General features: G+C 61.4%; 12 protein-coding genes and 1 pseudogene. 4 read left to right on the top strand and 9 right to left on the bottom strand.

The window, feature by feature from the left end:
- The first annotated feature begins 10 nt into the window (after nucleotides 1–10).
- Nucleotides 11–904 (top strand): 5-deoxy-glucuronate isomerase, encoded by an 894-nt coding sequence (iolB, locus tag EU811_RS16000; RefSeq protein WP_142939322.1) that lies wholly within the window; start codon nucleotides 11–13, stop codon nucleotides 902–904.
- Nucleotides 905–971: 67 nt separating this feature from the next.
- On the opposite strand, the gene EU811_RS16005 is transcribed toward iolB, so the two are convergent.
- The 7 genes from EU811_RS16005 to EU811_RS16035 form a co-directional block, all read right to left on the bottom strand.
- Nucleotides 972–2,006, bottom strand: coding sequence for a Gfo/Idh/MocA family oxidoreductase (locus tag EU811_RS16005; protein WP_142939323.1), 1,035 nt, complete (start codon nucleotides 2,004–2,006; stop codon nucleotides 972–974).
- The gene (locus EU811_RS16010; RefSeq protein ID WP_142939324.1) at nucleotides 2,003–3,058 is read right to left on the bottom strand and encodes a Gfo/Idh/MocA family protein; all 1,056 of its coding nucleotides are present in this window, start codon (nucleotides 3,056–3,058) and stop codon (nucleotides 2,003–2,005) included. The genes EU811_RS16005 and EU811_RS16010 overlap by 4 nt, the downstream gene beginning before the upstream one ends.
- A complete protein-coding gene (locus EU811_RS16015) occupies nucleotides 3,055–4,053 on the bottom strand; it encodes a Gfo/Idh/MocA family oxidoreductase (protein WP_142939325.1) in 999 nt (332 codons plus the stop codon). The genes EU811_RS16010 and EU811_RS16015 overlap by 4 nt, the downstream gene beginning before the upstream one ends.
- Nucleotides 4,054–4,145: 92 nt before the next feature.
- Nucleotides 4,146–5,069 (bottom strand): ATP-binding cassette domain-containing protein, encoded by a 924-nt coding sequence (locus tag EU811_RS16020; protein WP_142939326.1) that lies wholly within the window; start codon nucleotides 5,067–5,069, stop codon nucleotides 4,146–4,148.
- 10 nt (nucleotides 5,070–5,079) lie between these two features.
- On the bottom strand, nucleotides 5,080–6,129 hold the full coding sequence (locus EU811_RS16025; RefSeq protein ID WP_142939327.1) for an ABC transporter permease: 1,050 nt from the start codon (nucleotides 6,127–6,129) through the stop codon (nucleotides 5,080–5,082).
- A gap of 52 nt (nucleotides 6,130–6,181) precedes the next feature.
- A complete protein-coding gene (locus tag EU811_RS16030) occupies nucleotides 6,182–7,177 on the bottom strand; it encodes a substrate-binding domain-containing protein (RefSeq protein WP_187697224.1) in 996 nt (331 codons plus the stop codon).
- A gap of 145 nt (nucleotides 7,178–7,322) precedes the next feature.
- On the bottom strand, nucleotides 7,323–8,336 hold the full coding sequence (locus tag EU811_RS16035; protein WP_142939329.1) for a LacI family DNA-binding transcriptional regulator: 1,014 nt from the start codon (nucleotides 8,334–8,336) through the stop codon (nucleotides 7,323–7,325).
- A 150-nt stretch (nucleotides 8,337–8,486) separates the two neighbouring features.
- Here EU811_RS16035 and EU811_RS16040 point away from each other — a divergent pair, with 150 nt between their 5' ends.
- From EU811_RS16040 to EU811_RS24665, 3 genes and pseudogenes are all read left to right on the top strand, one after another.
- On the top strand, nucleotides 8,487–9,665 hold the full coding sequence (locus tag EU811_RS16040) for a Gfo/Idh/MocA family protein (protein ID WP_187697226.1): 1,179 nt from the start codon (nucleotides 8,487–8,489) through the stop codon (nucleotides 9,663–9,665).
- Nucleotides 9,662–10,681, top strand: a complete 1,020-nt coding sequence (locus tag EU811_RS16045; RefSeq protein WP_142939331.1) for a sugar phosphate isomerase/epimerase family protein — start codon at nucleotides 9,662–9,664, stop codon at nucleotides 10,679–10,681. Before EU811_RS16040 ends, EU811_RS16045 begins: the two co-directional genes overlap by 4 nt.
- 227 nt (nucleotides 10,682–10,908) lie before the next feature.
- Nucleotides 10,909–11,220, top strand: a pseudogene (locus EU811_RS24665) (Gfo/Idh/MocA family oxidoreductase); the annotation flags it as partial.
- On the opposite strand, the gene EU811_RS16055 reads toward EU811_RS24665, so the two are convergent.
- Both EU811_RS16055 and EU811_RS16060 read right to left on the bottom strand, forming a co-directional pair.
- A complete protein-coding gene (locus EU811_RS16055; protein ID WP_446698055.1) occupies nucleotides 11,167–12,672 on the bottom strand; it encodes a sugar porter family MFS transporter in 1,506 nt (501 codons plus the stop codon). The pseudogene EU811_RS24665 and the gene EU811_RS16055 overlap by 54 nt on opposite strands.
- Nucleotides 12,617–13,489 (bottom strand): sugar phosphate isomerase/epimerase family protein, encoded by an 873-nt coding sequence (locus EU811_RS16060; protein WP_142939332.1) that lies wholly within the window; start codon nucleotides 13,487–13,489, stop codon nucleotides 12,617–12,619. The genes EU811_RS16055 and EU811_RS16060 overlap by 56 nt, the downstream gene beginning before the upstream one ends.

Consider the following 13,489-nt stretch of genomic DNA (forward strand, 5'->3'; position numbering starts at 1 on the left):
TTCAGCTTCCATGACCAATTGGGTTTACCCCTTGGGTTCCGCCGCGCACGGCGTGTGGGACATCTCGCTCGGCACTTCCGATTCCGCCATTGCTGTAGACGGCTGGGCACATACCGGCCTCAAGGTCGCCACCATCGCGTCAGGCGCCGCCGTCGACCTCCCTGGGGTTGCTGAGGAGCGCATTGTGGTGCCGCTCAACGGCGCCTTCACCGTTACTGTCGACGGCGTCGACCACGCCCTTGGAGGCAGGTCCTCCGTGTTCCACGGACCCAGCGACGTCCTGTACTCAGGCACCGGAAAGTCCGTCACCATCAGCTCGTCCGACGGCGGCCGCGTCGCCATCGCAACGGCCCCTGCCGATGTCTCGTACCCCACCCGACTGGTGACCGCTGCTGAGACACCCGTGGAATTGAGGGGCGCCGGCAACTGTTCGCGCCAAGTGCACAACTTCGGCACACCGGCTGCACTGGAGGCGGACCGCTTTATTGTGTGCGAGGTCATTACCCCCGCTGGTAACTGGTCCTCCTATCCCCCTCACAAGCACGATGAGGAAAAGGACGGCGAGACCCACCTCGAGGAGATCTACTACTTCGAAACGCAGGTGGCCGCAGGTTCCGGCGCACCGACCGACGCCGACGCGATCGGATACCAGCGGGTGTACGCCTCCGACGAGCGGCCCATTGACGTTTCAGCTGAAGTACGTACCGGTGACGTTGTTTTGGTCCCCTACGGCTGGCATGGTCCCGCGATGGCAGCACCGGGCTATGACATGTACTACCTCAACGTCATGGCAGGCCCGGGTCCCGTCCGTGAATGGCTGATCAGCGACGACCCCCATCATGGTTGGGTGCGGCAGAGCTGGGAAGGCCAGGACATCGACCCCCGGTTACCCTTCGGCGCCTAGCTATCGTCATAGGAAGGCCCTCCCCGCGTCCACCGGATGCGGGGAGGGCCTTTTTTGGTCAGTGATGTTAGCTGGACACTTTGAGGGCGACTTTCACGGGAACACCTGTTGCCAGTGATTCCTGGGCGGCGTCTGCCACACGGGAGGCTGCCACCGCGTCCTCCGGGGTGCACGGGTTCTCACGCTCACCCATCACCAGCTCCACAAATGCGACCATCTCGGAACGGTACGCCTGGTCAAAGCGCTCTGCGAACGTCTGGTGCGGATCCCCGTCGGGGAAAGCGACCGCGGCCTCAGCCGAAGCCACAGCGGACTTCTCGTCCAAGCCCACCATGACCGTCCTGCGTGAGCCTTGAATCTCCAACCGCACATCATGGCCGGCCCCGTTGTAGCGGCTGGCAGAAACCGTTCCCACCGTGCCGTCGTCGAACGTAATGAGCGCCAAAGCCGTGTCCACGTCGCCTACTTCCCCAATGGCTGGATCACCGTTGTTGGATCCCTTGGCATAGACCTCCACGATTTCGCGGCCCGTCAGCCAGCGAAGAATGTCGAAGTCATGGACGGAACAGTCCCGGAACAACCCACCGGACGTTGCCAGGAAATCGACCGGTGGCGGCGTCATATCGCACGTGACGGCGCGCAGCGAGTGGATCCAACCCAATTCGCCGGCCTGGTACGCGCGCTTGGCTTCCAGATAGCCGGAGTCGAAGCGTCGTTGATGGCCGATTTGCACCACGCCGTTGTTGTCCCTGATGTAATCCAGCACAGGCAGTGCGTCCGAAACGTTCATGGCCACAGGCTTTTCGCAGAAGACCGGGATTCCTGCGTCCACTCCGGCACGGATCAGCTCCGGGTGGGTCGCCGTACCCGTGGCAATGACCAGGCCGTCCACACCGGAGCCCAACAGTTCGGCCACGGAGGGGAAGAACTCAGCGCCCAATCCGACTGCGACTGAGCGGGCATGGTCCGTGGCAACGTCCGTGAGCTTCAGGCGGACATTGACGCCCCTGTCCCGGAGCGTTTCATTGAGAGCGACCATGTTGTTGGCATGCATGACGCCGATGCGTCCCACACCAACGAGACCAAGAATGACATCTTTCATATTTTTCCTTCAAAGGTAGGAGTTTCCGGAGTCGTGAACACCACGCCCAGTTGGCGGCGAATCTCATCGGCCACGTCCAGGGTGCGGATGGAGGCCGCCAGCGTCCGTTGGCTGATCTGCGTGCTGCCCGCCACAACTGCCCGGGCCACCGCTGCGGCCTCAAAGTGAAGGCCCTCGAAGTGTCCGCCGGCTGGTTCTTCGTGACGCAGGCGGGTCCCGTCAGGAAACCTGACCTCGAACGGGCCGGGCATGTTGAACGGGCCCTCGATCGCCAGGGTGGCCTTGGAGCCAACAATCGTGGCTGTGGTGGGCGTGAAGTTGTGCAGGTGAGTGTTCACCACAGCCTGCCCGCCGCCGTCGAACGTCATGACGGCCGATAGTTGGGCGTTGACCCCGGACTCATGTGCCTGACCAATGGCATGGAGCCGGTGCGGACTTCCCAGCACCTCCGTGATCAGGGCCAGGGGGTACGTGCCCAGATCAAGAAGAGGACCACCAGCCAGTTCCGCATCAAAAATGCGGTGCGAGCGATCAAAATGCTCGCCATACTCGGCAACCACGGTGGTGATGGTGCCCAGCGTTCCGGCATCAAGTATCTGCCGGATCACATCGAATTTTGGAAGGAAGAACGTCCACATGGCCTCGGCGGCGAAGACGCCGGCAGCCTCGGCCCGCGCAGCGATATCACGCGCCTGGCCGGCGTCGAGTCCGATCGGCTTTTCAACCAGGACGTGCTTGCCGGCCTCGATGGCCATGACGGCGGCCGCGTGATGGCCGGTATGGGGCGTACACACATAGACGATGTCCACGTCCGGGGCTGCGGCGAGTTCCTGGTAGCTTCCGTAGGCGGCGGGGACGCTAAAGGCCTCCGCGAAGGCCTTGGACCGGTTCAGGGATCGGGATCCGACGGCGGCTATCACCTGCCCGGTATGCGATTGGATGGATTCGGTGAACCGTTCGGCAATCCATCCCGGGCCCATGATGCCCCATCGCAGGCCGGGAGCATCACGGGATTCGGGCACGCGTGAGTGCGGAAGCGTGGGTTGGGTCACGAGTAACTGACTTTGGTCGACGACCCGTCGCTGTGCAGCGACTGGATCATGGCTTGGGCAACCAGGGCAGCGTTGAGTCCGTCCTGTGCACCGGCGAGGGGCGGCGCTTCTCCGCCTGCAAGTGCTGAGACCCACGCTTGCAGCTGGATCCGGTACGCGTCGGCGAAGCGGGGTCGCCAGTCCGCAGGGATGGAGGCCTGCCGGACTCCATCTTGTTCGATGCCCAGCAAGGACGATTCCTGAAGTGACGTGGTGCCTAGCTCGGAAACCACCTCACAGCGGGTGGTGTACCCGTACTGCGCATTCAGGTAGAGCTCCAGCGTTGTTAGGGTCCCGTCAGCTGTTCGGAGGATCATGAATGACGGGTCTTGCAGTCCGGCTTCGGCACGTCGCGTGCTTTTTCCGGCCTGCCACGAGACTTCCGTGACCGGAGAATCCAGGAGCCAGGGAACGATGTCCAGCTCGTGAATGGCCGAGTTGGTGATGGCCGATTCTGCGGTTGTTCCGGGCCCCGCTGCGGCATTGCGGCTGACGCAGTGAACCATGAGGGGCTCGCCCTGCGCCCGGCCTTGCACGGCGCGCCGAAGTGCCACATAGCCCGGGTCGAAGCGCCGCATGAAGCCGAGGGAAAGCAACGAAGCGCCGGTCGCGGCCACGATGTCGGCATCGGCCGCCACCACTTCGAGGCTTTCAAGAAGCGTGGGCGCCAACGGCTTCTCGCAGAGTACCGGGGTCATTGCTTCGAAGCATTCCAAGATAAGGCCCGCGTGTGTCGAGTCGTGCGAGGCGACGACTACCGCGTCAACGTCGCTGGAGTTGATCAATTCCGTCGGGTCCGTGGTGATGCGTGCCAACGGTGGCGCAGCAGCCGCTGCCCGGCCGGCGTCGAGATCTGCCACGAAGGTGACTTCGGCACCCCCAATACTGGTGGAAAGATTCCTGATGTGGTCTGCGCCCATGATTCCGGCGCCAATAACACCCACCCTGATCGGCATGGTGTTCCCTTCTATTGACGATATGAATGGGCCGTGTGCACAGCTGGCGGGGTCCTTCGAAGAGTTCTCCGGAGGACCCCGCCAGTGCACTTTTACGCGTGCTTCGGGCTTCCGGCGTTTACGCTGTCAACGTCCGCTACTTCGGCCTTGACCTCTTTTACGACGTCGCCATGGCCTCCCAGCTGTTCCAGCTCATGGGCGAGTTCAGCAAGCTCAGCGCCACCAGCCATCTGGGCCGTGAGTTCGTCCAGGGTGATGTCCTTCTTGTCGTAGTACCCAATGGACTTGCCGCGCTTGAGCAGAAGGAACCGATCCCCCACCGGGAAAGCATGGTGCGGGTTGTGGGTGATGAAGATGACGCCGAGGCCGCGGTCGCGGGCCTGGAGGATGTAGCGCAGGACCACACCCGACTGCTTCACGCCCAGGGCCGCCGTGGGTTCGTCCAGAATGAGGACCTTGGCGCCGAAGTACACGGCGCGGGCAATCGCGACGCACTGGCGTTCACCTCCGGAGAGCTGTCCGATGGGTTGCTCAACATCACGAAGGTCGATGCCCATCTCCGCCAGTTCCTTGAGCGTGATGGCCTTCATCTGTTCGACGTCCATGTACTTGAACGGGCCGAAGCCTTTGGTGATCTCGGATCCGAGGAAGAAGTTCCGCCAAATAGGCATGAGCGGCACCACTGCAAGGTCCTGGTACACGGTGGCGATGCCGGCGTCCAGGGCATCGCGGGGGGAACCGAACTTTCGTTCCTCACCCATGATGTTCAAGACGCCGTCGTCGTGCTGGTGGAGACCGGCGATGATTTTGATCAGCGTGGACTTGCCCGCGCCGTTATCGCCCAGCACACAGGTAACGCGGCCGTTGTCCACGGCCATGGTGACCTCACTCAGCGCGATGATGTTGCCGTAGTGCTTGCCCACTCCTTCCAAGGAAAGAAGATGGACGGGTGTGTGGGTGAGGGGATCACGCTCATTCTGCAACAGCGTTTCCTGGTCGATCGCTTTGGCATTCATTTCCGGCCCCTTACTTGAGTTCCGCGCGGCGCTTGACGATGAGGTTGACGATGGTGGCGAGCAGCAGCATCAGCCCCAGGAAGAACTTGAACCAGTCCGGGTTCCACTGCGCGTACACAATGCCCTTGTTGGCCATGCCGAAGATGAACGCGCCGATCGCGCCGCCCACTGCTGAACCGTAACCACCCGTCAAAAGGCAACCACCGATCACAGCAGCGATGATGTAGAGGAATTCGTTGCCCACGCCCTCGCCCGACTGCACAGTGTCGAAAGCGAAAAGGTTGTGCATGCCCAGGATCCAACCGCAGAAGCCCACACCCATGAACAGCCCGATCTTTGTGGCTTTGACCGGGACTCCCACAGCCCGGGCCGCATTCGCGTCGCCTCCTACTGCGAAGATCCAGTTACCCACACGCGTCCGCATGAGCACCCACGTGGCGACGGCCACGAGGGCAATCCAGATGAAGACGGTGATCTTGACGTCGATGCCTGCAATGTTCACCGAGGATGCGAAGACACCGCGAGCGGTGTCGAAGCCGTCCATGTTGGAGATGGAAGGTGAGGAGACAGACCCGCCGATCAACCGGGTCAACCCCAGGTTCAAACCGGTCAGCATCAGGAAGGTGGCCAAGGTGACGATGAAACTGGGCAGCTTGGTCTTCATCAAAATCCATCCGTTGATGAATCCAATGGCCAAGGACACCAACAAAGCCAGGATGACTCCCACCCAGACGTTTGTGCTGAAGTACCAGCTGAACATTGAGGCCGTCAGCGCCGATGAAATCACGGCAACGCCGGTGGAAAGATCAAATTCTCCACCGATCATCAGCAGTGACACACCCACCGCCATGATCCCGATGGTGGAGCTTCCGTACAGCACAGTGGCCAAAGCGTTGGGTTGGGTAAACGTGGGCGAAACCACTGCGAAGAAGATGAAAAGGACGATCGCGCCCACCAGGGCGCCCACCTCGGGCCGGCCAAGGAGCTTCTGCAAAGGACTGCGCTGGGCCACCCGTTCATCTATTGCAGCTTTGGTGAATTTATTCTGGGTAATAGTCATGATGTTCCTCCTTGCTGCCGGGCTGGACTCGACCAGCCCGGCCAGCGGGCTGTTAGCGGATACCCTGTTCAGCGAACGTCAGGACTTCGGCGGCATTGGACTGGTCAACGATTGCCGGACCAGTGAGCACGGACTGTCCGCCGCCCACCTTGAATCCGCCACGCTTGTTCTGCCACAGCGCATCCACTGCTCCGTAACCCTGGAGCCACGGCTGCTGGTCCACGGTAAACAGGACGCTGCCGTCAGCTACCTTCTGAGCCAGTTCTTTGTTGAGGTCGAAGCTGGCGACCTTGGCCGAACTGCCGGCGGTGGTCACGGACTTCAGGAGGGTCAAGGTGATGGGAGCGCCCAGGCCGATGATCACATCAGCATCCTTGGAGGCCTGCAACTTGGCCGTGGCGGTGGACTCTACTGACGTCATGTCCGCCCCGTTGACGTACAGGATTTCCGTACCGGGTACCTTTGCCTTTACACCGGCGCAACGGGCCTCAAGACCCACGTGTCCTTGGGCTTGGATCACGCAAACCGGGTGCTTGTAGCCACCTTCTGCGAGCCTTGTGCCCACGGCCTCACCCGCTAGCTTTTCATTCGACCCAAAGTGCGTGAAAGCTCCGAGTTGGGCTGACGCTGCTTCGCCGGCATTGAAGCTGACGATCGGTATGCCGGCGTCCGACGCCTTCTTCAGTGCGTCTTTCAGCGCATCCGGCGTAGCCAGTGTCACGGCAATGCCATCCACTTTCTGATCCACGGCCTGCTCGATCAATTGCGCCTGCCGGCCCGCCTCCGGATCAGAGGTGTACAGCAGCTCTACGTTGTCCTTCGCTGCTGCTTCTTCGGCACCCTTGCGTACGGTGTCCCAGAAAGTGTCACCTGCGGGGGCGTGGGCGATCAACGCAATCTTCATCCGTTCGGTGGCGGCCACCTGGCCTCCGCCGCCTCCGGAGCCTGCCTCCGGCTCCCTGCCGCCAGTGCTTGAACAGGCGCTCAGAGCCACCAAGGGCACGACCGCCGCAACAAGCGCCGCTTTACGCCACGAAAAAACAGTCACCATAATCTCCTTTGATTCCCAAGTGCGGGCTGCCACTTTGCAGCCTCGGATGCACCGCCTACCTCGATCATGGTGACCTACCTCACGAATGTCAAGAGTTTGTCCTGACATTAGTATGTTTGTACGTAACAGTTCTCGCCAAAGCTCAGGATCGGGGCGCCGCAGTAGTACGCCGAACCACCAGCGCGGGCTCGATCAGCTTGCGCTGCGTTCCCACGGCGGAGCCTTGAATGCGCGCCAACAGCCACTTTGCGACATCCATCCCCACCGCGTCGCTGCGGTTGTCCACGGACGTCAGCTCGAGATACCGGGATTTCGCCAGCGCTGAATTGTCATACCCAATGACCGAAATATCCGACGGCGCCGCCAAACCGCGCGCCTTGACCGCACCGAACGCGCCAAGCGCCATAGTGTCGTTGGCAGCGAAAATCGCAGTGGTGTCCGGATAATGCTCAAGGAGCCAGCAGGCGGACGCGTAACCGTCTTCTTCCGTGGTACCTCCGCCCTCCCCCACAATCAATGGTTCGACGCCCGATTGCCGGGCTCGCTCCTGGAAGCCGGCCCTGCGGTGGGCTGCGGCACCGCCGGAACCGGAGAGGTGGCCGATTCTTCTGTGTCCGAGGTCCAAGAGGTGGCCTGCTGCCATCGCGCCGCCACCGGCGTCGTCGTTGGTTATCAGATAAGCGTCATCGGGCACCCCGTTCCGCCACCCTGCCACCACAGTGGGAACTTCCGTGCCGCTGAGCACCGTGGCCCCTGGTTCGGCTGCGATCACGAGTCCGTCCACATGCATGGCAAGCAACCCGTCCGCGGCCTCCTTGATGCGGTTCTCCCCGGGGCGGGAATCGGCGAGCATGACCTGGTAGCCATGTTCTGCCAGCACCGACTCCAGCCCCCGCAGCAGATCAACGAACCATAGGTTTCGGTAGTCGTCAATGACGAGCCCGATGCTTTTGGTCCGACTGCTCGCGAGCGTGGTGGCCGCACGACTGGGGCGGTATCCCAGCTCGGTGATCGCGGCTTTTACAGCCTCACGGCGCTTGTCACTGACCTTCCCCGGGTTCTGAAGAACCAGCGAAACGAGCGACGGCGAGACGCCGGCCAGCTTGGCGACATCGTAAATTGTTGGGCGCCGGCGATGCGGCTTATTCGTGCTCATGGCATAACCGTCCGAGAGCAGCAGCCACCTTGGCATGAATGATTGACAGGACATATAGACATGGCTACTCTCGAATTCAGCATACAAAATTGTAGCGCTACAAAATGCCGTCGAGTGTCCCCGCCGCGGCAGTATTTCAAAGGAGAAATCATGGCTGAAAGCCTTGGCGTCGCTGTCATCGGCGCAGGTATGGCCGGAAAGGCCCATGCAGCGGCCTACCGGACAGCATCTACCCTCTACAGCCCGGTGCTCCCTCAGATCCGGCTGGTCTCCATTGGTGACGTGAACGCCGAATTCGGCTCGCTGGCAGCCCGCCGCTTCGGTTACGAGCGGAATGACACCTCATGGCAGGCCATCGCAGAAGCCGATGATATTGATGTTGTGAGCGTGGTCATCGCAAACTCACTGCACCGCGAAGTGGTGGAGGGGCTTCTGGCCGCCGGCAAGCACGTGTTGTGCGAGAAGCCGTTGAGCGATTCGCTGGAAGACGCCCACGCCATGGCCGAAGCAGCACGCAACGCCAGCTCCATCGCACGCATCGGCTTCACCTTCCGCCGCACCCCGGGCATTGCCTACATCCGTGAACTCATCCAGAACGGCACTCTCGGAAATGTCCTGCACTTCAGCGGCCGTTACTGGACCGACTACGGCTTCAGCCCCGAGGCTCCCATGAGCTGGCGCTACAAAGGCGGCCCCGGCTCCGGTGCCCTGGCCGACGTCGGAAGCCACCTGACCTATGTCTCCGAATTCCTCTGCGGTGACATAAGGTTAATCAGCGGTGGGCGGCTCACCACAGCGATCAGCAAGCGACCACTGCCGCTCAGCGCCGTCATGGGTCACGACCATGTGGCTGTCAGCGACACTTTCGAAGCCGTCGAGAACGACGACTACGCTGCATTCAACGCGGAATTCGCAAACGGTGCCGGCAGCTTCGAGGTCTCACGCGTAGCGGCGGGACATGCCAACAGCCTCCAGTTCGAGGTCTTCTGCGAAAAGGGTGCGGCCAAATTCGACCAGCGCCGCCCCTCGGAAATCCAGCTGTTCCTCAACGATGGCTCAGGCAACGAGAACGGTTACCGTCAGGTCATCCTCGGCCCGGGACACCCGTACATTGCCGGGGGCCTTGCCATGGACGCTCCCGAAGTCGGCTTCGGCCAGAACGACGCCTTCGGCTATCAAGCCCGGGCGTTCCTCGAGGAAGTTGCAGGCCTCAGCGAAAGTGCTTCACTGCCGCGCTGCGCCACCTTCGACGAGGGCGTACGCAATATGGAACTGCTCGGGGCCGTCACTGAGTCAGCCCTCAACAACGGGAAGAGAATCACGCTATGAAACTCGGCGTCTACAACGCGATCCTGCACGACCGCCCGCTCCCCGATGCCCTGAAGGTCATTGCTGATCTTGGATTGACCGGTATCGAGATCAATACCGGTGGTTTCCTCCCCGCCGTCCACGTACCAACCATGGATCAGATTCTGGAAAGCGACGCCGCCCGCGACGACTATCTGGCGATTTTCGAAGGCACCGGCGTTTCCATCGCCGGGCTGAACTGCAATGGCAATCCCCTGCACCCGAAACGTGAAATCGGCCAGAAGCATGCCGAAGACATCCGGCGCTCCATCCGGCTGGCACATCGACTGGGACAGAAGCGCGTGGTCACCATGTCAGGGCTGCCCGGGGGCGAACCAGGGGCCACCACTGTCAACTGGGTGGTCAACGCCTGGAACTCAGCGGCACTGGACGTCCTTGATTACCAGTGGGGCATTGCCGCGGATTTCTGGAAGGAAACTGACCGGCTCGCTGCCGATCACGGCGTCAAGGTGGCGTTGGAGCTGCACCCGCAGAACATCGTGTTCAATACCGCTGATGTCCGCAAGCTCATCGAGCTCACCGGCGCCACGCATGTTGGGGTGGAACTGGATGCCTCGCACCTCTTCTGGCAGCAGATGGACCCGGTTGCCGTTGTCCGGGAACTCGGTCCCCTGGTATTTCAGGCCGCCGCCAAGGATGTTCGTGTGAATACAGAGAACGCGGCTCTCTACGGGGTGCTGGACAACAGCTTCCGCCGGCTCTCGCCGGAGGAGAGTCGGACAAACCTTGGCGGGGACGAGTGGGCCAACGAATGGCCCAAGAACTCCGCGTGGGACTTTGTGGCCCTCGGCCGCGGCCACGACACTGCCTTCTGGACGGAGTTCCTGCGGGCTTTGCATGAGGTGGACCCGGACATGCTGGTCAACATCGAGCACGAGGACGTTTCCTTGGGCCGCATTGAAGGGCTGCAGGTGGCAGCCCAGGTCCTGCTGGATGCCGATGCGGCACTCGCAGCATCATTGAACCCAACGGCCTGAGGCCAAATGGCCCGGAACCTTTGTGACTAAACACCGGGCCCGGATGGGGACGGCGCTCAGGCGCCGTCCCCATCTTTTTGTACTCCGACTTTTTTGTACTCCGACTTTCCGCAGGCTGCCTACATACGGCAGCCTGAGCCTGCTCCTTGCCGCCGGTGTGGATGCCGGGAGAATTGGGGAACGCTCCCCCGCAGGGGCGGGCGTGAGCTTGTCCCGTCCGCGAGCTTGTCCCTTCCGAACAAGGAAACTACACCGGCTTCTACACAGAGTTCGCCAAGGCTGTCCGTGACGAAGGCCCCGAACCAGTGCCGGCAACAGAAGGGATCCAAACCCTTGACGTCCTGGACGCGGCCCGACGCAGCGCGCTGGAAAAAGTTGTGGTTGCGCTCTCAAGAGTCCCTGTTCCATGGCGCAGAAAACGCCCGAAGCCTGCCGGCGTCGGGCGTTTTCTGCGTGGTTATGGGCAGGAAAACAGTTCTGCTGAGTCAGCCGGTTACTCCAGCCTTCTCTTTGAAAAGGTGCTCCAGTTCCTCAAGTGATTTGCCTTTGGTCTCCGGCACCGTGCGCTTGACCCACACTATGGCGCACAACTGCAGCGCAACGAAGATGAAGAATGTTGCCGAGACCCCCATGAGCGAGACCAACTGCGGGAAGAAAAAGCCGATCAGGAAGTTGATCATCCACAACACAAAAACGCAGATACCCATGCCAATGCCCCTGACGTGCATGGGGAAGATCTCGGACATGGTCAGCCACGTCACCGTTCCAATACATCCCTGCATGGAAGCAAGGAACATCACCATGAACAGCAACACCAGGTAGCCACGCAGCGTACTTTCCGGCAGGGCAAGGGAAATGAGCGCAATGGCCGTCAGTGATGACGCCGTCCCAATCAAACCGACAATGAGCATGGGTTTCCGGCGCACCCGCGTCATCAAGTACATGCCGACGATGACGGCTGCCACAGACGTCATGCCGTTGAGGACGTTGGCAATCAGGGCCCCTTGGTCCCCGAAACCGGAGGAGGACAAAATAGTGGTCCCGTAATACATGATGGCGTTAACGCCGCTGATCTGGTTGATGATGGCCATGCCAAGACCGACTACAAAGATCCTGCGTATCCACGGCACCGTGAGGTCCTTGAACGTCCCGAGCTTGGACTGATAGTCCTCCCTGGCCGCCTGGCGCACTTCGTCGAATTCGGCCCCCACATCCCCTGCACTCCGCGTGGAGCGGAGCACTTCAAGGACTTCGCCGAACCGACCGGCTGATGCGAGCCAGCGTGGGCTTTCCGGCAGGACGAGCATGCCGAACCACAGGATCACGGCAGGAAGCGTGGCGATCACCAGCATCCAGCGCCACACGTGCATCTCTTCCGGGAAGAGATTTCCCAGTACCGCGTTGAAGGTAAAGGCCAGAAACTGGCCGGTCACGATCATCAGCTCGTTCTGGGTGACGATCCTGCCCCGCTGGGCGGCCGGGGACATCTCGGCCAGATATACAGGAACAATCACCGAGGCACCGCCAACGGCGAGACCCAGGACTGTGCGGGCAAGGACCAGGAGCTCCGTGCTGGGCGCCAGGGAACAACCCACGGTGGCAAAGGCGAAGATCAAGGCCAGGCCCATGATCGTCTTGCGCCGTCCGAAACGGTCAGATAACCGTCCCGCACTGATGGCACCGAATGCTGCGCCGAAAAGCAGGGTGGAGGTGACCAGTCCTTCGGTCAACGGTGTCAGTCCAAGGTCTTTCTGCATGAAGGGAAGGGCGCCGTTGATCACGCCGGTGTCGTAGCCGAAAAGCAGCCCGCCGAAGGTCGAGAACAAGGCCACTTTGCGGAGGAATTTCTTGGGGTTCTCCGGCTTGCTGGTCTTCCCGGATACTGCTGGAAGAGTTTCAAGCCGGCTGGTAGAAGTCCTGATTCTCCCTACCGCCTTACTTTGTGCGGGCGACGTAGTCGACCATCGTCTTGAGCTGGTAGCGGGAAACATCCTCCGCGTTCTCATCCTCGGCGAATACCGAAGAGACCATTACGGTGTTCTCCTTGTCCAGGAAGCCGATCTCCTTCAAACCGCCAAAGAACTCGTCCCAGTTCACGTCGCCGTCGCCGATTTTCAGGTGCTGGTGGACGCGGACGGCGTTGCCGGGAGGGTTGGTGATGTAGCGAAGGCCGTGGGAGGCGTGGTGGTTCATGGTGTCCGAAACATGCACCAGACGGAGCTTGTCCCCCGCGGCCCGCATGATCTCCAACGGCTTGTTGCCCATGTGGAAGCTGTGCGAAGCGACGTAGACCATGCCGATGTTCGGCGAGTTGACGCCCCTGATGACGCGGATCGCGGCCAGGCCGTCCTCCACGAAGTCGTCCGGGTGCGGATCAATCAGGACGTCCAGACCCTCGCGTTCGATGATCGGGAGCAGCTCCTCCATGGAGCGGTAGAACGCCCGCTCGGACTCCTCGGCCTTCTCCGGACGGCCGCTGAACTCCGTGTTCATCGTCTGGACGCCGAGGTCTACTGCAATCTGGATGGCGCGCTTCCAGTAACGGACTGCAGCTTCCCGGGCGTCCTCGTCCGGACCCGACCAGCGCAGGACGGGTAGGACCGAGGCTATTTCGACGCCGGCGTCCTTACAGGCTGCCTTAAGTTTCCCGACGAGTTCGTCATCGGCCTTGGGGTGGTTGAAGAACGGGATGAGGTCCGCATGGGGGGTCATCTGCAGGTACTTGTAGCCAAGATCTGCCGCCACCCTCGGGAATTCCAGGAGTGTGTGGCTGTGATGGAATGGCGTGGGATCCAGTGCAATTTTCAT

It is taken from the genome of Arthrobacter sp. TS-15 (assembly GCF_006964045.1).
GTDB lineage: Bacteria > Actinomycetota > Actinomycetes > Actinomycetales > Micrococcaceae > Arthrobacter.